Genomic DNA, 1,211 nt, shown 5'->3' with positions numbered 1-1,211 from the left:
CTGAGTTTTTTAAGTGACGTAAAACCGTGTTGAGGCCAACGCCCATAATGCGTGCACTGGCGCGACATCCGACGCCATTCATGGCCATATCAATGATTTTCTGGTGCGTACCGGGCTGAGAGGCGGTGTAAGTGAACTGTAGTTGCCATGTTTTACGGCAATGAGAGCAGAGATAGCGCTGATGTCCGGCAGTGCTTTTGCCGTTACGCACCACGCCTTCAGTAGCGGAGCAGGAAGGACATCTGATGGAAATGGAAGCCACGCAAGCACCTTAAAATCACCATCATACACTAAATCAGTAAGTTGGCAGCATTACCGAAAAAAGCTTGTCATTACCACAACAAATCGTAATCGGCTTATCCTGAGTATTGAAAACATCAAAAGGTGCCATGTAGGGATGGCGATTTCCCAGACGTTGTGGTGACTTCCCTGTCGCGATATATGCCATCAGACCATGCTCCAGAAAACTCAGCGTGGCATCAAACATCGCTATATCGACATGCGCCCCTCTCTGGCTCTTTTCGCGGCCATAAAGTGCACTCACTATTCCGCTGAATAAATAGACACCGCCGCATAGATCCGCAAGAGATGTACCAACGCGCACTGGCGGAGCATCAGGATATCCTGTTTCCATCATTATCCCGCTCATTGCCTGAATGATGGTATCGTAGGCAGGAGCATCTTTTAGCGGACCGGTATGTCCGAAACCTGACGATGAAGCATATATGAGGCGCGGGTTGATTTCTTGAAGCGTTTCCCATGAAAACCCCAGTTTTTCCATTGTACCTGGGCGAAAATTCTCAGCTAATACATCAGCTTGTTTGAGCATATTTATAAATATACTTTTATCGTAATCATTCTTTAAATCAAGAACCACACTCTCTTTGCCATGATTAATAAAACTGTAATAGAGTGACTGTCCATCCACATAGGGACCAAATGTGCGGGTATCATCACCATGAGGTGTACTGGCAATAGCGGACACTACCATTTGTTCTTTTTTTAAGCAGCCATCTGATGATATTTTTCCCTGAAGGCTGCCGGGGAGATATTCCCCAGACGAGAGTGACGACGCTGACGATTGTAGAAAATCTCAATGTATTCCCGTATTACTGAGATGGCTTCATCCCGGTTATTAAAACGATAGTGGCTCAGGCTCTCATTTTTCAGCGTTCCCCAGAAGCTTTCCATCGGAGCGTTGTCGTAACAGT

The 1,211-nt window shown here is 46.4% G+C and carries 2 protein-coding genes and 1 pseudogene; all 3 read right to left on the bottom strand.

All coding sequences use genetic code 11. From position 1 onward, the window contains the following. A partial coding sequence (locus BGK49_RS15105) for an IS1-like element transposase (RefSeq protein ID WP_064195240.1) occupies window positions 1-262 on the bottom strand: 262 nt, incomplete at its 3' end. Window positions 263-273: 11 nt separating this feature from the next. After that, a pseudogene (locus BGK49_RS15100) lies at window positions 274-961 on the bottom strand (CoA transferase); the annotation flags it as partial. Between the two features lie 41 nt (window positions 962-1,002). Then, on the bottom strand, window positions 1,003-1,211 hold a 209-nt coding region (locus BGK49_RS15095; protein WP_001073957.1), incomplete at its 5' end, for an IS3 family transposase.

The organism is Shigella sp. FC1544 (assembly GCF_001722145.1).
Taxonomy (GTDB): Bacteria; Pseudomonadota; Gammaproteobacteria; order Enterobacterales; family Enterobacteriaceae; genus Escherichia; species Escherichia coli.
The sequence above is the reverse complement of the archived record's forward strand: the minus strand, read 5'-3'. Positions and strand labels throughout refer to the sequence as shown.